Annotated in this window: 20 protein-coding genes and 1 tRNA gene; 9 read left to right on the top strand and 12 right to left on the bottom strand. The window is 63.7% G+C overall.

Features of this window, described 5'->3' with window-relative positions:
• Positions 1-34: 34 nt before the first annotated feature.
• The 3 genes from AC097R_RS16920 (at position 35) to AC097R_RS16910 (ending at position 3,136) form a co-directional block, all read left to right on the top strand.
• A complete protein-coding gene (locus AC097R_RS16920; RefSeq protein ID WP_479599354.1) occupies positions 35-571 on the top strand; it encodes a deoxycytidylate deaminase in 537 nt (178 codons plus the stop codon).
• Positions 568-1,467 (top strand): KPN_02809 family neutral zinc metallopeptidase, encoded by a 900-nt coding sequence (gene ypfJ / locus AC097R_RS16915; RefSeq protein WP_479599353.1) that lies wholly within the window; start codon positions 568-570, stop codon positions 1,465-1,467. Before AC097R_RS16920 ends, ypfJ begins: the two co-directional genes overlap by 4 nt.
• Positions 1,468-1,651: 184 nt before the next feature.
• Positions 1,652-3,136, top strand: a complete 1,485-nt coding sequence (locus tag AC097R_RS16910; RefSeq protein WP_479599567.1) for a DEAD/DEAH box helicase — start codon at positions 1,652-1,654, stop codon at positions 3,134-3,136.
• Between the two features lie 62 nt (positions 3,137-3,198).
• Here the strand turns inward: AC097R_RS16910 and AC097R_RS16905 are convergent, their stop codons facing one another.
• Positions 3,199-4,059 (bottom strand): symmetrical bis(5'-nucleosyl)-tetraphosphatase, encoded by an 861-nt coding sequence (locus AC097R_RS16905; RefSeq protein ID WP_479599352.1) that lies wholly within the window; start codon positions 4,057-4,059, stop codon positions 3,199-3,201.
• A gap of 24 nt (positions 4,060-4,083) precedes the next feature.
• Between AC097R_RS16905 and AC097R_RS16900 the strand changes: the two genes are divergently transcribed.
• Positions 4,084-5,388, top strand: coding sequence for a hemolysin family protein (locus AC097R_RS16900; protein WP_479599351.1), 1,305 nt, complete (start codon positions 4,084-4,086; stop codon positions 5,386-5,388).
• Position 5,389: 1 nt separating this feature from the next.
• Here AC097R_RS16900 and AC097R_RS16895 read toward each other — a convergent pair whose 3' ends face one another.
• A complete protein-coding gene (locus tag AC097R_RS16895; protein ID WP_479599350.1) occupies positions 5,390-6,130 on the bottom strand; it encodes a YdcF family protein in 741 nt (246 codons plus the stop codon).
• A gap of 52 nt (positions 6,131-6,182) precedes the next feature.
• Positions 6,183-6,398, bottom strand: a complete 216-nt coding sequence (locus tag AC097R_RS16890; RefSeq protein ID WP_479599349.1) for a hypothetical protein — start codon at positions 6,396-6,398, stop codon at positions 6,183-6,185.
• Positions 6,399-6,489: 91 nt separating this feature from the next.
• Between AC097R_RS16890 and AC097R_RS16885 the strand changes: the two genes are divergently transcribed.
• Entirely contained in the window at positions 6,490-7,836 is a 1,347-nt protein-coding gene (locus AC097R_RS16885; RefSeq protein ID WP_479599348.1) for a sigma 54-interacting transcriptional regulator, read from the top strand.
• 216 nt (positions 7,837-8,052) lie between these two features.
• Positions 8,053-8,505 carry a globin family protein gene (locus tag AC097R_RS16880; protein ID WP_479599347.1) on the top strand — a complete coding sequence of 151 codons (453 nt, stop codon included), beginning with the start codon at positions 8,053-8,055 and terminating at the stop codon, positions 8,503-8,505.
• 55 nt (positions 8,506-8,560) lie between these two features.
• Here the strand turns inward: AC097R_RS16880 and AC097R_RS16875 are convergent, their stop codons facing one another.
• A complete protein-coding gene (locus AC097R_RS16875) occupies positions 8,561-8,878 on the bottom strand; it encodes a YodC family protein (RefSeq protein WP_479599346.1) in 318 nt (105 codons plus the stop codon).
• A 128-nt stretch (positions 8,879-9,006) separates the two neighbouring features.
• On the opposite strand from AC097R_RS16875, the gene AC097R_RS16870 reads away from it, so the two are divergent.
• Positions 9,007-9,690, top strand: coding sequence for a hypothetical protein (locus AC097R_RS16870; protein WP_479599345.1), 684 nt, complete (start codon positions 9,007-9,009; stop codon positions 9,688-9,690).
• Positions 9,691-9,858: 168 nt separating this feature from the next.
• Here the strand turns inward: AC097R_RS16870 and AC097R_RS16865 are convergent.
• The 8 genes from AC097R_RS16865 to AC097R_RS16830 form a co-directional block, all read right to left on the bottom strand.
• Positions 9,859-9,934: transfer RNA gene (locus AC097R_RS16865), tRNA-Thr, on the bottom strand.
• A 37-nt stretch (positions 9,935-9,971) separates the two neighbouring features.
• Positions 9,972-11,003: a class 1 fructose-bisphosphatase gene (locus AC097R_RS16860; protein WP_479599344.1), complete on the bottom strand. Its 1,032-nt coding sequence runs from the start codon at positions 11,001-11,003 to the stop codon at positions 9,972-9,974.
• Between the two features lie 21 nt (positions 11,004-11,024).
• Positions 11,025-11,873, bottom strand: coding sequence for a tetratricopeptide repeat protein (locus tag AC097R_RS16855; protein ID WP_479599343.1), 849 nt, complete (start codon positions 11,871-11,873; stop codon positions 11,025-11,027).
• A 16-nt stretch (positions 11,874-11,889) separates the two neighbouring features.
• Complete coding sequence (pepN, locus tag AC097R_RS16850; protein ID WP_479599342.1) at positions 11,890-14,568, bottom strand: aminopeptidase N; 2,679 nt, start codon at positions 14,566-14,568, stop codon at positions 11,890-11,892.
• On the bottom strand, positions 14,552-15,226 hold the full coding sequence (locus AC097R_RS16845) for an HAD family hydrolase (RefSeq protein WP_479599341.1): 675 nt from the start codon (positions 15,224-15,226) through the stop codon (positions 14,552-14,554). Before AC097R_RS16845 ends, pepN begins: the two co-directional genes overlap by 17 nt.
• 3 nt (positions 15,227-15,229) lie before the next feature.
• Positions 15,230-16,334, bottom strand: a protein-coding gene (gene prfB / locus AC097R_RS16840; RefSeq protein WP_479599566.1) for a peptide chain release factor 2 whose coding sequence is annotated in 2 segments (ribosomal slippage) — positions 15,230-16,252 and positions 16,254-16,334 — 1,104 coding nt in all. Because the reading frame shifts where the segments join, the coding sequence is not laid out codon by codon here.
• Between the two features lie 74 nt (positions 16,335-16,408).
• A complete protein-coding gene (locus AC097R_RS16835; protein WP_479599340.1) occupies positions 16,409-17,695 on the bottom strand; it encodes a hypothetical protein in 1,287 nt (428 codons plus the stop codon).
• A 46-nt stretch (positions 17,696-17,741) separates the two neighbouring features.
• On the bottom strand, positions 17,742-18,644 hold the full coding sequence (locus tag AC097R_RS16830) for an alpha/beta fold hydrolase (RefSeq protein ID WP_479599339.1): 903 nt from the start codon (positions 18,642-18,644) through the stop codon (positions 17,742-17,744).
• A gap of 25 nt (positions 18,645-18,669) precedes the next feature.
• Here AC097R_RS16830 and AC097R_RS16825 point away from each other — a divergent pair, with 25 nt between their 5' ends.
• Both AC097R_RS16825 and AC097R_RS16820 read left to right on the top strand, forming a co-directional pair.
• Complete coding sequence (locus AC097R_RS16825; RefSeq protein WP_479599338.1) at positions 18,670-20,460, top strand: acetate--CoA ligase; 1,791 nt, start codon at positions 18,670-18,672, stop codon at positions 20,458-20,460.
• On the top strand, positions 20,441-21,280 hold the full coding sequence (locus AC097R_RS16820) for a glycine-rich domain-containing protein (RefSeq protein WP_479599337.1): 840 nt from the start codon (positions 20,441-20,443) through the stop codon (positions 21,278-21,280). Before AC097R_RS16825 ends, AC097R_RS16820 begins: the two co-directional genes overlap by 20 nt.
• Positions 21,281-21,321 lie beyond the last annotated feature (41 nt).

Here is a 21,321-nt window from a genome sequence, read left to right as displayed (position 1 = left end):
AGAGCCCACGTCCATAGCCTGAACCCGCCCATCCATGAAAAACCTTCCCTTGCTCCACTGGCATTCGATGTTCATGGGGGTGGCGCTGCTGGCCTCCGGTCGCTCCAAAGACGCACGCAAGCGCAACGGTGCCTGCATCGTCAGCCCGGACAACAAGATTTCCGGCGTCGGCTACAACGGCCTGCCGCGCGGCTGTAACGACGACGACGAGCAGTATTGGCAGGACGATGACAGCGACCCGCTGAACTCGCGCCACAGCTACATCGTCCATGCTGAGCAAAACGCCATCCTCAACTGCACCACGCTGCCGTTGCATGGCTCTACCATTTACGCGACCCAATACCCCTGTCCCAAGTGCGTGCAGTCCATCATCCAGGTTGGCATCAAGCGCGTGGTGTACCTGGACAAGAAGGAGCACCAGGAGCGCGTGAACGGAGCCTCCGAAAAAATGCTGGCAGACGCCGGTGTGGCGATCGAATCCCTGCAGGAACTGCATCCCGAGTCCGCCGACTGGTCGACCGAGCTGGCCCAGTTCATCGAAAGCTCCACCCAAGGAAAGCCCACACCATGAAATGGGAAGGCAACCGCGAATCCGACAACGTCGAAGACCGCCGCAGCGGTGGTGGCGGTTTTAGCGGCGGCGGCCTGGGCGGTTTGCTCGGCGGGCTGCTGGGCAGCCGGTTGGGCGTGGGCGCCATCGTTGTGGCCCTCTTGGGGGGCTGGGCGCTGGGTATCAACCCGCTCACCATCCTGGGCCTGCTCAGCGGCGAGGGTGGCCCCGCACCCATGGTGCAACAGGCCCCGGCCCAGCGCCCACCGGCGGACGACCGCATGGCCAAGTTCGTCTCTACCGTGCTGGCCGATACCGAAGACGTATGGACCGATGTGTTCAAAAAGGGCGGGGCCGACTACCAAAAGCCCAAGCTGGTGCTGTTCCGCGGCGCCACCTCCACCGCCTGCGGCCAGGGCCAGAGCGCCATGGGCCCGTTTTACTGCCCGGCCGACCAGAAGGTCTATATCGACCTGGGTTTTTACGAAACCCTGCAAAAGCAACTGGGTGCCCCTGGCGACTTTGCCCAGGCCTATGTGATCGCCCATGAGGTGGGTCACCATGTGCAAAACCTGCTGGGCATCAGTGAAAAGGTGCAGCAGGCGCGCAGCCGTGCCAGCGCGGCCGAGTCCAACGCCCTGAGCGTGCGCCTGGAGCTGCAGGCCGACTGCCTGGCCGGCGTCTGGGCCCACCACGCCGACAACGCCCGCCAGCTGCTGGAAAAAGGCGATGTGGAAGAGGCCATGAACGCCGCCGCCAAGATTGGCGACGACGCCCTGCAGCGCGGCAGCGGCCACGCCGTGGTGCCCGAGAGCTTCACCCACGGCAGCAGCGCCCAGCGCCAGCGCTGGTTTGACAAGGGCCTGAAAACCGGCAGCGTCAAGGGCTGCGACACCTTCTCCAGCCGATCGCTGTAGGCCCCACGCTCTGGGAAATTGCCGTTTCACGGGAGTGGGCGATAATACGGGGTTGCCCCCGGCGTCGGGGCGCAATCAGCTATCGGATGGATAGCACCCTTTATGGCTATGCCTGACCGACTTGACTACTGAACTGACTCCCACTCCCCTGCCGTCCAACGAGCTGACGGCGGACACCCCCATCATGGCGTTTGCCCAGCTGCAGCTGGCCGCGCCGCTTGCCCGTGCCGTGGCCGAAATGGGCTACGAAACCATGACGCCCATCCAGGCGCAGGCCATTCCCGTGGTGCTGACCGGCCAGGACGTGATGGGCGCTGCCCAGACTGGCACCGGCAAAACCGCCGCTTTCGCGCTGCCCCTGCTGCAGCGCATGATGAAACACGAAAACCCCTCCACATCCCCCGCCCGCCACCCCGTGCGTGCGCTGGTGCTGCTGCCCACGCGTGAGCTGGCCGACCAGGTGGCCCAACAGGTCAAGCTGTACGCCAAGTACACCAACCTGCGCAGCGCCGTGGTGTTCGGCGGCATGGACATGAAGCCCCAGACCCTGGAGCTGAAAAAAGGTGTGGAAGTGCTGGTCGCCACCCCCGGCCGCCTGTTGGACCACATCGAAGCCAAAAACGCGGTGCTCAACCAGGTCGAGTACGTGGTGCTGGACGAAGCCGACCGCATGCTGGACATCGGCTTTTTGCCAGACCTGCAGCGCATCCTGAGCTACCTGCCCAAGCAGCGCACCACGCTCTTGTTCAGCGCCACCTTCTCGCCCGAGATCAAGCGCCTGGCCAACAGCTACCTGCAAAACCCCGTCACCATCGAAGTGGCCCGCTCCAACGCCACGGCGTCTACGGTCGAGCAGCACTTCTACAGCGTGGGTGAAGACAACAAGCGCCACGCCCTGCACCAGATCCTGAAGACCCGCGGCATGAAGCAGGCCTTTGTGTTTGTGAACAGCAAGCTGGGCTGCGCCCGCCTGGCCCGTTCGCTGGAGCGCGAAGGCCTCAAAACCGCCGCCTTGCACGGCGACAAGAGCCAGGACGAGCGCCTGAAAGCGCTGGAGTCGTTCAAAAAGGGCGAAGTGGACCTGTTGGTGTGTACCGATGTGGCCGCCCGCGGCCTGGACATCAAGGACGTGCCCGCGGTGTTCAACTTCGACATTCCCTTCAACGCCGAAGACTATGTGCACCGCATTGGCCGCACCGGCCGCGCGGGCGCCTCTGGCCTGGCCGTGACGTTTGTGGGTGGCGGCAATGACGCCCGCCTGCTGGCCGACATCGAGAAGCTGATCAAGACCAAGATTGAGCTCGAAGCGGTGGAGTTTGAAGAAGACCAGCCCGACATTCGCAAGCAAGGCCGTATCAACGATGGCCGTCGCATGTACCACGAAGACGGCAGTGCGGTGACCGACAACGGCCGCAGCGCTGGTCGCGGCGAGGGGCGTGCCCCCCGTGACGATAGCGACCGTGTGCGCGTGCCCCGCGCACCGCGCAATGACTACAACCGCCCGGTGCAAGTCTCGCGCGACCCGTTCTTCGACAAGCCCTACGAGCCCACTGCGGCTGCGCCCGAAGCGGCGCCGTCGTGGGAAGCCACGGCACGCACCACTACGCGCAGCATCTCTGCCAACATCAAGCCCAAACGCAAAGTGGCCGCGCTGTTCAAAGCGAGCTGAGCTTTTTAGCTCCCAACAAAAAAACGGCGCCTGGTGCGCCGTTTTTTGTTTGCCTGCAGTTTTCACTCTCCTGGCTTTTGCGATTGTTCGCAGTGCACCTGCAGCAGCTCGGTGCGCCACGGCGCGCCGCCCGTAGCGCTGGGCTCCACGCGCAGCGCGCTCAGGCAGCCGCCCCACACACAGCCCGTGTCCAGCGCCAGTACATCGGGGCGGCCCAGCCAGCCCAGCGTAGACCAGTGGCCAAACGCCACCGTCACGTGGGCCGTCTGGCGTCCCGGCGCCTCGTACCAGGGCAGGTAGCCAGCGGGCGCCTGGTCTGCCGCGCCGGAGGTGCCGAACTCCATGGCGCCCTGGGGCGTGCAAAAGCGCATGCGCGTCAGCGCGTTCACGATCACCCGCAGCCGCTCGATGCCTGCCAGGTCGTCGCTCCACTGTTCGGGCGCATTGCCATACATGGATTGGAAGAAGGCGCCCACCTCGTTCGAGCGCAGCACGGCCTCCACCTCCGCTGCCAATGCTATGGTTTTGGTAGCTGTCCACGCAGGTAATACGCCGGCGTGCACCATTAAAAGGTCTGAACCACCCACGCGCTCCAGCATCGCCATGCGCTGTTGGCGCAGCCAGTCCAGCAGGGCGGGGCGGTCGGGGGCGGCCAGCAGGTCGGCCAGCGTGTCGTGGCGGCCGGGCTTGCGCACGCCGTGGGCCACGGCCAGCAGGTGCAGGTCGTGGTTGCCCAGCAGGCACCGGGCCGATGCACCGTAGCCCACCAGCCGGCGCAGCACCGCGGCCGAGTCGGGCCCGCGGTTCACCAGGTCGCCCAACAGGTACAGCGTGTCGCGGCTGGGGGAGAAGTCGATCAGTCGGGTGAGCTGGTCCAGGGCGGCGTCGCAGCCCTGCACATCACCGATAAGGTACATTGCCATGGTCTCGATTCTCGCTTGGGTTCCATGGATTTTTTGCTGATCATTGTTCTGACCTTGTTGAACGGCGCTTTCGCCATGTCAGAGCTGGCACTCACCGCCAGCCGCAAAGTGCGGCTGCACACCATGGCCGATGCCGGTGACAAGGGCGCCAAGGCTGCCCTGACGCTGATGGACAACCCCACGCAGTTCCTCTCGTCTGTGCAGGTGGGCATCACCTCCATCGGCATGCTCAACGGCATCGTGGGCGAGGCCGCTTTCAGCGATGGCGTGGCACGCTGGCTGGACGCCACACTGCCCATTTCGCACCGCGCGGCCGAGATCTCGGCCACCGCGCTGGTGGTCACCATCATCACCTTTGTGACCATTTTGTTTGGCGAGCTGGTGCCCAAGCGCATTGGTCAGCTCTACCCCGAGACCGTGGCGCGCATCATGTCGCGCCCCATGACCTGGGTGGCCACCGGGGCCAAGCCCTTTGTGCGCCTGCTCTCCATGTGCACCCACGGCATGCTCAAGCTGCTGCGCATTGACACCACCGACACCCGCGCCGTAACCGAGGCTGAAATCTCCGCCAGCCTGGAGGAGGGCGTAGACGCCGGCATCATCGAGGAACACGAGCACCAGATGGTGCGCAACGTGTTTCACCTGGACGACCGGCTGCTGGCGTCGATGATGCTGCCGCGCACCGACATGGCCTGGCTGGAGGCCAACCATACGGTGGCCCAGTGCCTGGCGCAGGCCGGTGCCAATGGCACGCACGGTGGCCACTCGTGGTACCCCGTGTGCCGCGAATCGCTGGACAACGTCGTCGGCATCATCAGCGTGGCGCGCCTGCTGTCATTGAGTGCGACCCACGAGGGTTCGATTGAATCTGTGGTCGAGCCCGCTGTGTTTGTGCCTGAGACGCTGAGCGGCATGGAGCTGATCGAGCAGTTCCGCGTCAAGTCTGCGCGCATGGTGTTTGTGGTGGACGAATACGGTGTGGTGCAGGGCCTCATCACCCCGCACGACCTGCTGGAAGCCATTACCGGCGAGCTGCAGCCCGACGCACAAACCGAAGCCTGGGCCACGTTGCAAGACGACGGCACCTGGGTGCTGGACGGCCTGATGCCCGTGGGTGAATTGAAAGCTCGGCTGGAGATCAGCGACGAGCTGCCCGACGAAGAGCGTGGCCGCTACAACACGCTGGCCGGTTTGCTCATGGCTGTTTCGGGCAACCTGCCCGCGCAGGGCGAGCAGATCATCTGTGCGCAGTGGGCGTTTGAAGTGTTGCTGCTGGAAGGCCGCCGCATCGACAAGGTGCAGGCACGCCGCACCCTAGGCCAGCCCTGAGCTACATGCGCCCGGTGAGCTTGTAGGCCACCAGGCCTAGCAGCTCGTGCAGCGCCAGCTGCCAATTCACCGCGCCACCTGCCATCGAGAACTCCAACCAGTCGCTGCTGTCGCCAGTGCGAAAGTCCACCGGGTAGGCCGTCACGTTCCAGCCTGCCTTGGTAAACGTGGCCATAGAGCGCGGCATGTGCCAGGCCGAGGTGACCAGCAGCCAGCGCTGCGTGGGGTCCACGCCCGGCAGCTGCGCAGTCAGCACCGCGTTTTCATAGGTGTTGCGGGAGGCCGATTCGTACTGCACCTGCGGTCCGCTCACGCCCATGCTGTCAAAAAACATCTTGGCGCGCTCGGCTTCACTCTGGCCAACGCCCATCAACGATCCTTCGCCACCGGTGTACAGCATGCGCAGCTTGGGGTTGCTGCGCAGCGCGGCCACGGGCGCTGTCATGCGCTCGGCCGCGTCGTTGAACATCGGCTGTACATGCGCCATCTGCGTGCGGCCCGATTCGGTGGCCCCGCCCAGCACCACCATACCGGCGTAGCCGCTCAGATCGGCCTGGGGCGCAAGCTCGGGGTATTGGGCCTCTAACTGGCGAATGATCAGCTCGGGCAGCGGCTGCCAGGCGGTCAGCACCATCAGCACCAGCGCCAGACCCAGCAGGCGTTTGCCCGTGCGCGGGCGGCGCTTCAGCACCAGCAGGCTCAGCACCATCAATACGAACACCCACAGTAACGGCTGGGACAACAGACCAAGAAGTTTGGAAGCAATGAACATGAAGAAAGGAGAGGGGGGATGGTTATTTGGTGTCGTCGGGCATGGGGCGCGCTTGCTGCATAGCGCCTTCTACCGATTGTTTGACCTGCTGCTGAATTTGCTGGCTTTGCTGCTGCGGGGTGGCGCCTGGCGTGGCCCCGGGCACCACGGCGGTGGTGGTGCCCAGCTGCTTCTTGGCCAGCACGCCCACAATGGCCAGAACGACCAGCAAACTGACGATTCCAAAGAGTGCGCGCATAGGGTCTCCAATCGAGGGCGGAGCCGCATTTTGACCGATGGCCAGCCGCACCGTGGCAAGATGGGCGCTATTTTGAAATTGGTGGAGAACCATGGCGCGCATTCTTGTCGTTGACGACGACGCAGACCTGCTGAAGTCCCTGTCCATGCGCCTGCGCTACGAGGGCCACGACGTGACCTCGGCTGACGGTGGCCCCATGGCGCTCGCCAAGCTCGACCTCGAAGTGCCCCACATGGTCATCACCGACCTGCGCATGCCCGAGATGGACGGCCTGCAGCTGTTCGAAGCCATCCACCGCCGCTTCCCCCTTATGCCCGTGGTCATCCTCACGGCCAACGGCACCATTCCTGACGCCGTGCGCGCCATGCAAAAGGGCGTGTTCGGCTACATCACCAAACCGTTTGAAGGCGCCGCGCTGATGCGCGAGGTAGATCGCGCGCTGGCCATCTCCAGCGCGTTGGGCGCCGACATGCCGGGAGATGGCCCGGGCGAGAGCTGGCGCGAAGCCATCATCACCCGCAGCCCGCGCATGGAGAAGCTGCTGGCCGAAGCCCGCCGCATGGCGCAGAGCGATGCCTCGGTGCTCATCCATGGCGAGAGCGGTACCGGCAAAGAGCTGCTGGCCCGCGCCGTCCACGCCTCCAGCACGCGGGCGGACGAAGCCTTTGTGGCCGTGAACTGCGGCGCTATCCCCGAGAACCTGGTGGAGGCCGAGCTGTTTGGCCATGTCAAAGGCGCCTTCACCGGCGCCGTGCGCGACAACCCCGGCATGTTCACCAGCGCCCACAAGGGCACCATTTTTCTGGACGAAATTGCCGATCTGCCGCTGGCGATGCAGGTCAAGCTGCTGCGCGTGCTGCAAGAGCGCGAGGTGCGCCCCGTGGGCGCCAGCAAGCCGCACAAGGTGGACGTGCGCGTCATCTCCGCATCGCATCGCACGCTGGAGGCCGAGGTGGCCGCCGGCACCTTCCGCGAAGACCTGTACTACCGCCTCAACGTCGTCGGCCTCACGCTGCCGCCGCTGGCCGATCGGCGTGAAGACATCCCGCTGTTGGCCAACTACTTTTTGCAAAGCCTGGCTCTGCGCTACGCCAAGCCCGTCAGCACCTTTGCGCCCGGCGGGCTGGAGCAGCTCAGCGTGGCGCCCTGGCCCGGCAATGTGCGGCAGCTGCAAAACGTGGTGGAAAAGTGCGTGGTGATGAGCACCGGCGCCGTCATCCCCGCTACGCTGGTGCAAAGCGCCATCAGCACCCAGGGGCCCGAGCTGCTCTCGCTGGACGAGGCGCGAAAAGAGTTTGAGCGCGACTACCTCACCAGCCTGCTCAAGATCACCAACGGCAACGTCGCCCAGGCCGCCAAGCTGGCCCAGCGCAACCGCACCGACTTTTATGCGCTCATGGCCCGGCACCAGCTGGAGCCCGCGCAGTTCAAAAACTGAGCCTGCGGGTCGGCCCAAACTGTCGGCAAACGCCGACACCCTAAGTTGTTGATTTCATTGGGGTTTTGTTTTGCGGCGTAGGGCCGTGTCGGCATTTGCCGACAAACCGCTACCCCTGTTTTGCGCTAAGTGGTTGATTTCATTGAAGAAAAGTTTTGGCACGCTTCGTGGGTAGTAGTGCGGGTCTTATTCAACAAGTACCCCAAGGTAAACACCATGAACTCCGAACAAATCAACCTCGTCCAGGCATCCTTTGAAGACGTGCGCCCCATCGCCGCCACCGCGGCCGAGCTGTTTTACGACCGCCTCTTCACGCTGGACCCCTCGCTCAAGCACCTGTTCAAGGGCGACATGCCCAACCAGGGTCGCATGCTCATGTCCATGATCGGCTCGGCCGTGCATGGCCTGAAGGACCTGGACAACCTGGCCCCCGTGCTGCGCAGCCTGGGCGCCCGCCACGTGGGCTACGGCGTGCGAGAGGAACACTATGTGACCGTGGGCACCGCCCTGCTGTGGACGCTGAGCGCCGGCCTGGGCGAGAAGTTCACCCCCGAAGTGCGCGAAGCCTGGACCGCCGCCTATGGCCTGCTGGCCGACGTGATGCAGTTTGGCGCGCTGGAGGCGGAACGCATCAAACGGCATCAGGAGCAGGATGCGGCTACTGTGTGAGAAAGTATCTATTTGTGCGCAGACGACACTGATATCGGACCTGTGTCACCGAAATTCAAATTGTTTTCCAATTTGAATTTCGTCTTAATTTGTATGCTCTTGCATCGGGCTTCAATGGCTCTAGGATGTCCAGCCCGAAAACTTGCTTATTCATAATGGCGCCATCAAACCAAACGCATTCTGCTGCTCTATCTATACCTAACGCAGGGAATGTGCCTAAGCTCTGAACGGTCATTTTTGGCCCACCGCTTTTCAATTGAACGACATCGCCGATTTTTAGTGACTCCATTTTTTCTCCAAAGAGACTTTCAGTGTAGGTGAAGATTTTCCCTGATGCGATATGCTTGAAAAATGTTAAGTCCGCAATCCGCAAATAGCTTTGAGATCCTGAGTAGCGTTGTCGAGGAGGACGCTGAAGGGCGCTTTCAAGTGGCAGCGAGCGGGGAGGCAGCTCAACTCAATTCGCGTGGTCTGTATTACTCTTCCATCCACATCCTAAGCTTGGAAAAAAAAGCTACCGAAGAATTGGCGGCTTCCGCCAAGTTGATGTATTCCGCGCTATTAGAGGCTCACAACTCGGAGCCCGCTATAAATGTTGCCATGCGAACAGTTCAGTTGCAGCAGCTTTTTGCGAAACGACTCGATTTATTGGCGACCAAGTTGATGGCCGCACGAGATGGACGGGTAGCTCCTTTGTCGGGAAGCCTACAACGCCCATTGGAACTATTGGATTTTTCTAAGACGCTGGTACGGTTGCACGCCCAATATGGTGCAAAGATTCAACTTTTGATTTCTGAAATGTCTCTTGGACGAAGAGGAGTGACCCCAGTGGAAAATACCTTCAACATTAATGGGCCTGTAGGTTCAGTTCAGACTGGAAACAACTCGACGGCAACGGTTACGCAAACCATTTCTAATCCTGGAAAAATTGAAGTGCTCGCAGCTTTAGAAGCACTGTCACAGGCTCTTCAGGTGGCTCAGACATTAACTGACGCTGAAAAAAGAGAAGCTATTGAAGTGGTAAATGATGTTAAGGCTCAAGCTAGTTTGGAAAAACCTAATTCACTGAAGCTTGGCGCACTTCTGGGAGGGCTCTCATCTTTTGTACAAACCCTGCCAAATGTTGCTCCAGCTTGGGATGTCCTAGTTGCTTGGTCATCACACATTCACGACGCGCTGATTTAGTGTTTACTCTTCAGCGTTCGGCGGTGTGAGCGTAAATTTTTTGTTGGAGCTGTCGCCCAGATCGCGCAGTGGCGATCACTCGCATACTGGACTAACAGGCCAATGTTTCTCGAAATTAAATTCCAACAAAAAGCCCCTGACTCTTACGAATCAGGGGCTTTCAAATTTTGGTGCCGGAGAGATGAATCGAACACCCGACCTTCTCATTACGAATGAGCTGCTCTACCGACTGAGCTACACCGGCAACTAAGCCCGCGATTATAGCGGGCCGCCTCTCAGAATCAGGCCGCTTCCGAGTGGTAGCGCGTGGCGCGTTCCACCTCGTTTTTCGATCCCAGGAACACGCTCACGCGTTGGTGCAGCTTGGTGGGTTGGATGTCCAGAATGCGTTGCTTGCCATCGGTAGCGGCGCCGCCAGCTTGCTCGATGAGCCAGCCCATGGGGTTGGCTTCGTACAGCAGGCGCAGCTTGCCTGGCTTCTCGGGTTCGCGCTTGTCCCAGGGGTACATGAAGACGCCGCCGCGGGTCAGGATGCGGTGCACATCGGCCACCATGCTGGCAATCCAGCGCATGTTGAAGTCCTTGCCGCGCGGGCCGTCTTTGCCCTGCAGGCATTCGTCGATATAGCGCTTCACGGGTTCGTCCCAGTGGCGCATATTGCTCATGTTGACGGCGAACTCTTGCGTGTCTTCGGGCACGCGCACGTTTTCTTGCGTCAGCACAAACGAGCCTTGCTCGCGGTCCAGCGTGAACATGGCCACGCCTTCGCCCAGTGTCAGCACCAGCGTGGTCTGTGGGCCATACAGGCAGTAGCCCGCGGCCACTTGCTGGTTGCCGGGTTGCAAGAAGTCTTGCTCGCTCACAGCGGGGCCTTCGGGCGACTTGAGCAGCACGCTGAAGATGGTGCCGATGCTGACGTTCACGTCGATGTTGCTGGAGCCGTCCAGTGGGTCAAACATCAGCAGGTATTCGCCTTGCGGGTAGCGGTTGGGCACCACGTAGATGCCTTCCATTTCCTCACTGGCCATGGCGGCCAGGTGGCCGCCCCATTCGTTGGCTTCGATCAGCACTTCGTTGGCAATGATGTCCAGCTTCTTCTGGATTTCGCCCTGCACGTTTTCGCTCTCGGCCGTGCCCAGCACGCCACCCAGGGCGCCCTTGGTCACGGCCAGGCTGATGCTCTTGCAGGCGCGGGCCACCACTTCCAGCAGCAGGCGTAGCTGGGGCGGAATGGCACCCTGGCCGGCCGATTGGCCTTCGTGGCCGCGCTGCTTCTCGATCAGGTAGCGCGTGAGCGATATACGTTGTGTCATGGTCAGTCCCTAAGTTAAAAATCAGTCGGCTTGTTCGCGTTCGGTCAGTTCGTCCAGCCGGGCTTGTGCGTCTTCCAGCAGGTCGTCGTCGCCACTGGCGCGGGCGATAGCTACGCGCTGCCCAAGCAAGTCGCGCGCCCGTGCCGCATCGCCAGCCTCATAGGCCAGCACGCCTTGTTGAAACAGCGTGTCCAGAATGATGTCGTTGTCTTGCAAGGCCTGGCCCAGCACCAGGCGCTGCTGCAGGTAGGTGTTGGCCTGGGCGTGGTCGCACAGCTCGTAGGCGTTTTGCGCCAGGTTGTTGATGACGCCCGACAGGCGTTGGTCGGTGGCCGTGCCAAAGGCGCTCTGCGCATCGGCCAGCAGCTGTTGGTTGTGCGCCAGTGCTTCGGCGTGGCGGCCGGCCTCGTGCAGGGCGTAGCCAATTTCTTCGCGGATGCCCAGCTTCTGGTCCAGGCTGAGCGTGGCACTGGCGTGCGCAGACCATTCAGCAGCCTGCTGCAAGTGGGCTACTGCCGTATCGTAGTCCTCGGCCTGCACGGCCGATTTGCCGATGGCGTAGTGCTGCTCAAAGCGGTCGGTGGGCGTTAGGCCACCACGCGACTCGCGGATGGCCAGCGCGCGCAGGCCCAGGGGCAGGCCCTCGGAATCCCACTGGCGCTTGGCAAACACCACAAATTGCAGCCACAGCAGGTCGGCCAACTCGGCAGACTCCGTGCCCACCTTCTCTGCCAGCGGCAGCAGGGCTTCCAGATCTTCCGACATGGCAGAGCCGCTGAACATGGCCTCGGCGTCGTACACCGTGTCGCGCAGCGGGGTAAAGCGCCGCGCAAACTTCTCTGCAGGTGATGCGAAACCGAAGAGGGCCATGGCGGATTGCCGTGCGTTAGTCGGCCAGCGCGCGGTCTACCACCTCGCGCACGTCGTTGCTGAGGTCGGCCTTGGCGGCCACGCGCACCAGCGCTTCGCGCGCGGCACTGCGGTAGGGCTCGGCCAGCTTCTTCCAGCGGTCCAGCGCGCGGGCCAGGCGGGCGGCCACCTGGGGGTTGATGCCGTCGAGCTCCATCACGCGGTCGGCCCAGAACACATAGCCCGCGGCGTCCGCACGGTGGAAGCCACCGGGGTTGGCGCTGCAGTAGCTGAAGATGACGCTGCGCGCGCGGTTGGGGTTGCGCAGGTTGAAGTCTGGGTGGGCCATGAGCTGGCGCACGGCGGGCAGCACCTGGCCGCCACGGTCGCTGGTGCCTGCTTGCAGGGCAAACCATTTGTCCAGCACCAGCGCTTCGTCTTTGAACAGCGCGTGGAAACGGGCCAAGGCTTGGGTGGCCAGCGCGTGGCCACTGCCCACCAGGGCAGACAGGGCGTTGAACCGGTCGGTCATGTTGCTGGCGTCTTTGAAGCGCTGCAGCGTTTTGCCGGGCCACACGGTGTCACCGCTTTGCACGGCGGCCAGGTTCAGGAAGGTGAGCGCCAGGCCGGCCAGGGCGCGGCGGCCGCTGGACACGGGGTCGGGCTCATAGGCGCCGTTGTGCTGGTGGGCCTCAAACGCCCATTCCCAGTCGGCCTGCAGGGCGGTGGCCAGCTGCAGGCGCATGGCTTCGCGCACAGCGTGGATGCGCTGCGGGTCCACCACGTCCAGCTGCTCGGCGATGTAGGTCTCGCTGGGCAGGGTCAGCACCAGTTCCTTGAACGCGGCGTCCAGCGTGGGGTGACGCAGTACGGCGCGCATGGCGTCGATATAGGCATCGTTTAGCGGTGTAGCCCCCGTGGAATCTGCGCCAGCAGCTATGCAATTGATAGCGCTGCGCAGCGCCAGGCGCTGGCCGGCTTCCCAGCGGTTGAACGGGTCGGGGTCGTTGGCCAGCAGGGTGAGCAGCTGGGCATCGGTGTAGTCAAAGTCCAGCACCACGGGTGCCGAGAAGCCGCGCAGGATGGAGGGAACGGGCTCTTCGGTCACGTTGTTGAAGGTCAGGCTTTGCGCGGCCTCGGTCATCACAAACAGCTGGGTGTCGGTGTGGCTGGTGGCGCCCACCAGGCCCAGGCTGACGGGGATGACAAATGGCTCTTTGGCCGCCTGGCCCGGCGTGGGCGCGCAGCTTTGGGTGAAGTGCAGGGTGTAGGTCTGTGCCGCGGCGTCGTACTCGCCACGGGCGGCCAGACGCGGTGTGCCGGCCTGGCTGTACCAGCGCTTGAACTGGGGCAGCAGGCGGGCCAGTGCCGAATCTGGGTTGGCGTCGGCAATGCTTTGCGCGAAGTCGTCGCACGTCACCGCCTGGCCGTCAAAGCGCTCGAAGTACAGCGTCATGCCCTTGGCAAAGCCAGCGCGGCTGGTCAGGGTTTGCATCATGCGCACAACCTCGGCACCCTTCTCGTAAATGGTGACGGTGTAGAAGTTGTTGATCTCGATGTAGCTGTCGGGCCGCACCGGGTGGGCCATGGGCCCCGCGTCTTCGGGGAACTGGGCGGTGCGCAGCACGCGCACGTCTTCAATGCGCTTGACGGCGCGGGCGCTGGGTTCGGCGCACAGGTCCTGGCTGAATTCCTGGTCGCGGAAGACGGTCAGGCCTTCCTTCAGGCTCAGCTGGAACCAGTCGCGGCAGGTGATGCGGTTGCCAGTCCAGTTGTGGAAGTACTCATGGCCCACCACGCTCTCGATGTTGGCGTAGTCCACATCGGTGGCGGTGGCCTGGTTCGCCAACACGTATTTGGTGTTGAAGATGTTCAGGCCCTTGTTTTCCATGGCGCCCATGTTGAAGTCGCTGGTGGCGACGATCATGAAGCGCTCTAGATCCAGCGGCAGGCCGAAGCGGGCTTCGTCCCAAGCCACGCTGGCCATCAGGCTGTTCATCGCGTGTTCGGTCTTGTCCAGATCACCCGGGCGCACATACACCTGCAGCAAATGCTCTTTGCCTGCGCGGCTGGTGATGCGCTGCTCGCGCGCCACCAACTGGCCGGCCACCAGGGCAAACAGGTACGACGGCTTCTTGTGCGGGTCTACCCACTTGGCGAAATGTCGTGAACCGTTGGGGCCGTCTTCCAGCGCGCCATGCTCCACCAGGTTGCCGTTGCTCAGCAGCACGGGGTACTTGGCCTTGTCGGCGCGCAGGGTCACCGTGTACATGGCCATCACATCGGGGCGGTCCAGGAAGTAGGTGATGCGGCGAAAGCCCTCGGCCTCGCACTGCGTGAAGAACGATTCGTTGCTGACATACAAGCCCATCAGCTTGGTGTTCTTCACGGGCGCACAGGTGGTGAAGATTTCCAGCGCAAAGGGCTCGTGGCCTTCGGGCAGGTTCTCCAGCACCAGCTGGTTGTTTTCCATCTTGAAGCTGGTGCCCTGGCCGTTCACCAGCACGCGGGCCAGGTTCAGCTCTTCACCGTCCAGGCGCAGGGGCTGGGCCGCCACATCGGGGTTGCGGCGCAGCGTCATCTTGTTGAGCACGCGGGTCTTGGCGGGGTCCAGGTCAAAACTCAGATCGACGGTGTCGATCCAGTAGGCGGGGGCGGTGTAGTCGCCGCGGTGGATCACCGCAGCTGGGCCCGAGGCCTCACGAAGTTGCAACATGGTGTGTCTCCAAAAATTGGGATGTGATCAGGGCGTGGTAGTCGGGCACCACGGCCAGCACGTGGGGGCCGCGCAGTTCGTCGGGGTGGTGGCTGCTGGCAATGCCGACAGCGCGCATGCCGGCGCGCCGCGCGGCTTCGATGCCCAGCGGCGCGTCTTCAAACACGATGCAGCGCGCAGGCTCCACGCCCATGCGGCGCGCGGCTTCCAGAAAAATGGCCGGCTCGGGCTTGCCGGGCAGGCCCTCGTCGCCGCCCACGGTGGTGAGCGGGGCGATGGGCATTTGCAGGTGGGCGTAGGCAAAGGCTTGGTTGTGGCGGTCGCCCGCCGTGCCCACGCCCAGCTTCAGCCCACGCGCGTGGGCCTGCTGGAAGAAGGCCTTGAAGCCCGCCACCTCGGCAAAGATGGGCGCAAAGATCTCGCGGTACACGGCTTCTTTCTCGTGCACATGGGCCATGGCCTCAGCCGCATCCATGTCAGGGCGGCCAAACAGATCGCGCATGCACTCCAGCCCGGTGCGGCCGGTGGTGCGGCGCATCAGGTCGGCAATATCCACGTCCAGGCCCTGACGCTGGGCGAACACCGCCCAGCTCTCCTGGTGCGAGGGCATGGAATCGATCATGGTGCCGTCCATGTCAAAGATCAAAGCGTCCAGCATGCCTTAGATGCCCTGCTTCAACGACGCCTGGATGAACACATCCAGATCGCCGTCCAGCACCTTTTGGGTGGCCGAGACTTCGACGTTGGTGCGCAGGTCCTTGATGCGGCTGTTGTCCAGCACGTAGCTGCGGATCTGGTGGCCCCAGCCCACATCGGTCTTGGTGTCTTCCAGCTTTTGCTGCGCCTCTTGCTGCTTGCGCAGCTCGAAGTCATACAGGCGGCTGCGCAGGCGCTTCCACGCCACGTCGCGGTTGCTGTGTTGGCTGCGGCCGTCCTGGCACTGCACCACGATGCCGGTCGGGATGTGCGTCAGGCGCACGGCCGAGTCGGTCTTGTTGATGTGCTGGCCGCCGGCGCCGGACGCGCGGAAGGTGTCGGTGCGCACATCGCTGGGGTTGATGTCGATTTCGATGGTGTCGTCAATCTCGGGGTACACAAAGACGGACGCGAACGAGGTGTGGCGGCCACCCGATGAATCGAACGGCGACTTGCGCACCAGGCGGTGCACACCGGTCTCGGTGCGCAGCAGGCCAAAGGCGTATTCGCCGTCTACCTTGATGGTGGCGCCCTTGATGCCGGCGGTATCGCCGTCGGTGATGTCTTCCACCGTGGCGGTGAAGCCTTTGCGTTCGGCGTATTTCAGGTACTGGCGCAGCAGCATGCTGGCCCAGTCGCACGCCTCGGTGCCACCGGCGCCGGCCTGGATGTCCAGAAAGCAGGGCAGGGGGTCGGCCGGGTTGTTGAACATGCGGCGGAATTCAAGGCCCTCAATGATGGTGGCCTGTTTGGCGGTTTCGGCCTCGATGGTGAGCAGGCCGGCTTCGTCGCCGTCTTCCTTGCTCATCTCGAACAACTCGATGTTGTCGGCCAGATTGCTGGTCAGGTCATTCAGGGTGACGACCACGCCGTCCAGCATCTTCTTCTCTTTGCCCAGCTCCTGGGCGCGCTTGGGGTCGTTCCAAACGGTGGGGTCTTCTAGCGATGCATTGACGGTGCGCAGGCGCTCGGCTTTGGCATCGTAGTCAAAGATACCCCCGAAGTTCTTGGGTCCTGGCGGTCAGGTCTGCCAGGGTGGTGCCGATAAGGTTGACGCGCTCTGCTTCGATCATGGTGTTCTCGTTCTGCGGAAAGGGAAAACCTCGATTTTCTCATGCTTGGGGCCCTGCGCCCCGCGCACACCCTAGCGGCCGAACAGGCCCTTGAACACATTGCCCAAGCCGGGTACGCCAGGCACCGCGGGCAGCAGTGATTTGTTGGACTGGGAATCGTCCGCCGCCTCGGGCTTGGCGGGGGCTGCCGGTGCGGCAGCGCGGCCGTTGGCCGAGCCATCCAGCGGCAGGGTGGCCACGCTTTTCACGCGCACGCGGGCCGCCCAGTCGGGCGCCCAGGGCACTTTTTTGTCGGTGGGGCGGGGTGGGTAGGCCAGGTTCAGCTCTTGCCCATAGGCAATGCCACGCACCATGGCGCCGTTGGCCTTGGCAAAAATGCCGGCCGGAATGGCGCACTGGGTCTGGCTGGTGGGTAGCAGGGTTTTGTCGGCCAGCCAAAGGTCCAGGTTGGCAGTGCTCAGGTAGTCCATCAGGCCCCAGCCGGGTTCGGGCGTCTCGGCCGAGCTCCACAGCACCATCTCACCATCGCTGCCACCCATGGCGTTCAAAAAGTAGGCGCGCGCCTGCGGCTGGGCCGGCCAGGCCAGACTGGTGGCGCCGGCGCCGCCGCCCGTGGCGGCCAGGGCCAGTGGTGGCATGAAGTCTTGCACCTGGCCCATGGTGAATTGCAGGCTGGCGGGAATGCCATCGCCCGCTACCTTGTGGTCGCCCACCAGAGATGCGCCCTTGGGCACGAGTTGCTTGTTCTGCGGGTTGGGCCAGATGGCGTTGCCCGGCGCAGCGGTGGCGCCGCGCTCCCGCGTGGCGCGCCCGCGCATGAACTGGGCGTAGTCCTCGGGCTTGGCGGTGGCAAAGTCGATGACCTTGGGCTGGCCGGTGCGCACGGTGTCGCTGCAGCCCCAGTACATGAGGATACGGCCCTTGGGCTGCTCGGGCATGCTGTCGTCGGTGCCCTGGCCCTGGGGGGTGGCGGGCTTGCTGGCCACGGGTTCGGGCGGCAGCAGCGTCAGGCTGGCGCCCAGGTTCAGGCCGGGGGGAATGGTTTGGGTGGCGGTGGTGCCCGCGGGTTTGCGCTGGGTGGTGACCGCAATGTCCAGCCAGCGGCCGGGCATCATGCCCTTGGTGGCGCCAAAGCTGTTGTCGCCCATGCCCTTCACCCCGGCCATGCTGGCGGCCAGGCCGCCCATGGCGCCCAGGTTGGGCAGCTCGTCCATATCGGCCATGCGCACCGTGGCCACGTCCATCCAGTACTGGGCCACAGGCGGCTTCACCACCTGGGTTTGCGCATGGCTGGCGTTGCTGCCCAAGGCCATCAGGGCGGCAGTGGCAAGAAGGCTGGTGCGGTGGCTGGCTGGCATGGGGTCTCCTGAAGAAGGGGGCTCTCAGCCAACCATTATGAAGCGCCTAGGCGATAAAGCGCTCAATCAGGGTGGCCAGCACCTCGGGTTGGTCGTGGTGCATCATGTGGCCGGCATCGTCAATATGGGCGATTTCCACGTGGGGCACCACCTTCAGCCGCTCGTGGTACTGGGCCAGCGTGTACTGGCCTTTCCACCACTGGTCCAGGCTGTTGTCCGACGCTTCCACCGCCAGCACGGGCATGGTCAGGCGCTTGTAAATCTCCATCACCTCGTCCACCCGGTACAGCTGCGCATTCGTCACCTTGTGCGCCGCATCGCCCTGGATGGCCCATTTGCCGTCTGCCGTTTCTGCCGCCCAGTGACGGGCCAGCCAGTCGGCTTTGTCCTGGCCCAGGCGGGGGTTGGTCTTCATGAGGCGGCGGGCTACGCCGTCGGCGCTGTCGTAGGCCTTCAGGTCCATGTCGCCCGCGTGCAGTTTCTTCAGCTCGTCCATCCAGCTGGCGAAGCGGCCGGGCGCTTGGGCGGGAATGGTGGCGGGCATGCCAAAGCCTTCCAGGTTCACCAGGCGGCGGATGCGCTCGGGGCGTACGCCGGCGTACATCATCACCACATTGCCACCCATGCTGTGGCCCACCAGGTTCACCTCTTGGTTAGGTGCGTAGTGGTCCAGCAGAAAGTCCAGGTCGGCCAGGTAGTCGGGGTACCAGTAGTTGTCGGTGTGCGGGACTTTGGTTTTGCCATAGCCGCGCCAGTCGGGGGCGATGATGTAGTGGTCTTGTGCCAGCGCGTCCACCACAAACTGGTAGCTGGCGGCCACGTCCATCCAGCCATGCACCATGACCAGCGGCACCTTGCCGGGCGCGGGCTGGCCCCAGACCTGCACGTGGTAGGTGAGATTACGGATGGGGATGAATTCGCTCTTGCAGCGGCGTTTGACTTGGTACATTCCCAGAATCATAAGGAGACACGGCATGCCAGTCAGTCAACGCAGAGACAAGAGCCCCCACGGCTTGCCGCCCGGCTACGCCGCGCTGCACACAGGGTTTGGCTGGCAGGTGCCAGAGTTCTTCAACATGGCGCAGGCCTGCTGTGGCCGCTGGGCGCAGTTGCCAGATGCTACGAAAAGAATAGCTGTTTGCGCATATTCCACGGGGGCTAGCAGCACTTTTTATACCTTTGCAGAGCTGCAAGCGCAGGCCAACCGCCTGTCCAACGCGCTGCACCAGCTGGGCGTGCAGCGCGGGGACCGCGTGGGCATCGTGCTGCCGCAGCGGTTTGAGACCGCGGTGGCCTACATGGCGGTGCTGCAGCTGGGCGCGGTGGCCATGCCGCTCAGCATGCTGTTTGGGCCCGAGGCGCTGCAATACCGCCTGCACGACAGCGAGGCCGTGGTCGCCATTTGCGATGCCACGTCGCTGGAAGCGCTGAACAGCGTGCGCGACGACTGCCCGCTGCTGCGCACCACCATCGGTGTGGGGGCGCATGCCGCCACGCGTGGCCTGGCGGATTTGCACTACGCCACGGCGCTGGCGCAGCAACCCACGCGGTTTGAGCCCGTGGACACGCGTGCCGACGAGGCCGCCGTGCTGATTTACACCAGCGGCACCACCGGCAACCCCAAGGGCGCGCTGATTCCGCACCGCGCGCTGATCGGCAACCTGCCGGGTTTTGTGGCCAGCCACAACTGGTTTGGCTTCAACGGCAAAAACAACAAGCGCTCCAATGCCGTGTTTTGGTCGCCGGCCGACTGGGCGTGGACCGGCGGGCTCATGGACGCGCTGCTGCCCAGCCTGTACTTTGGCCGGCCCATCGTGGCCTACAACGGGCGCTTCAGCCCGCAGACGGCGCTGGAGCTGATGCGCGACTGCGGTGTGACGCATACCTTCCTCTTCCCCACCGCGCTCAAAGCCATGATGAAGGCCTACCCCGGCGAGGGTGGGGCACAGGGCAAAACCGTGCGCCAGCAGTTCAAGCTCAAGCTCGATGCCATCATGAGCGCGGGCGAGGCCGTGGGCGACGCGGTGTTTGGCTACTGCGAGCGGCAGCTGGGCGTGACGCCCAACGAGATGTTTGGCCAGACCGAGATGAACTACATCGTGGGCAACTCCAGCCGCCACTGGCCCGCCAAAGGCGGCAGCATGGGCATGGGCTACCCCGGCCACCGCGTGGCGGTGATTGACGACGACGGCAATGAATGCGCAGAGGGCGTGCCCGGCGATGTGGCGCTGCACCGGTTGGACGTGCATGGCCACCCGGACCCCATCTTCTTTCTGGGCTACTGGAAGAACCCCGCCGCCACGGCCGCCAAGTTCACCGGCGACTGGTGCCGCACCGGCGACCTGGCGGTGCGCGATGCCGAGGGCTACCTCTGGTACCAGGGCCGCAGCGACGATGTGTTCAAGGCCGCGGGCTACCGCATTGGCCCCGGCGAGATCGAGAACTGCCTGGTCAAGCACCCGGCCGTCATCAACGCCGCCGTGGTGCCCAAGCCCGACGCCGAGCGCGGCGCGCTGGTCAAGGCCTACGTCGTCATTGCTCCTGATTTCATAGCTGCTTGCGCAGGAAATACGGGGGCTATAGCCCAATTGCATGCCAAACTGACGGTGGAGCTGCAGGCCCATGTGAAGGGCCAGCTGGCGCCCTACGAGTACCCCAAGGAGATCGAATTTGTGGATGCCCTGCCCATGACCACCACCGGCAAGGTGCAGCGCCGCGTGCTGCGCCTGCAAGAGGAGGCGCGCTATGCAGCTGGCCGCCCTTAACACCACGTTTCGGCCCACGCTGCTTCGGCGTATCAGCTGGCTGAGCTGGGGCAAGTGGTTGCCCTGGCCGCTGTTGCTGCTGGCGCTGTTCACGCTGCGCCCCGGGCGCAGCTGGTCTGCCGTGCCAGTGGTGCTGGGCATCATGGTGTGTGTGGTGCTGTACCTGGCGCTGCAGGCCTGGGAGCTAAGCCTGCGTCGCCAGTTTGTGCGCGAGGCGCCGCTGCCGCGTTTTCTGGGCGCCAAGCTCATCGCGCAGTACCCGCAGCTCAGCGCGCGCGACACCGAGCTGGTGCTGCACGGCCTGCGCCAGTTTTTCATCGCCTACCTGCGCAGCAAGCGCCAGTTTGTGGCCATGCCGTCCAAGGTGGTGGACGCGGCCTGGCATGAGTTCATCCTGCACACGCGCGGCTACGAGCAGTGGTGCCAGGCCGCTTTTGGCAGCCTGCTGCACCACAGCCCGGCCGAGGTGCTGGGCCGCGATGCCAAGCGCAACAGCGGCCTGCGCCGCGCCTGGTTCTGGGCCTGCAAGGAAGAAAGCATTGACCCGCGCAAGCCCACGCGCCTGCCGCTGCTGTTTGCGCTGGACAAGAAGTTCGCGATTGCAGGCGGTTTTACGTATGTGCCCAACTGCCGCGACATTGATAACAAGGCCGGCTCCGACGCCTACTGCGGCACCAGCTTCAGCGACGGCGGTGGTGGAGGTTGCGGCGGCAGCGGGGGCGATGGATCGTCCGACGGCTTTAGTTTCAGCTCTGACAGCAGCTCGGACAGTGGCTGTGGCGGCGACAGTGGTTGCGGGGGAGGCTGTGGTGGCGACTAGGTCTTTCACTCCGCGCTACCATCGCCCGACCCTCTCTTCAA

This window comes from Rhodoferax sp. ZS1R25, assembly GCF_056521335.1.
The sequence above is the reverse complement of the archived record's forward strand: the minus strand, read 5'-3'. Positions and strand labels throughout refer to the sequence as shown.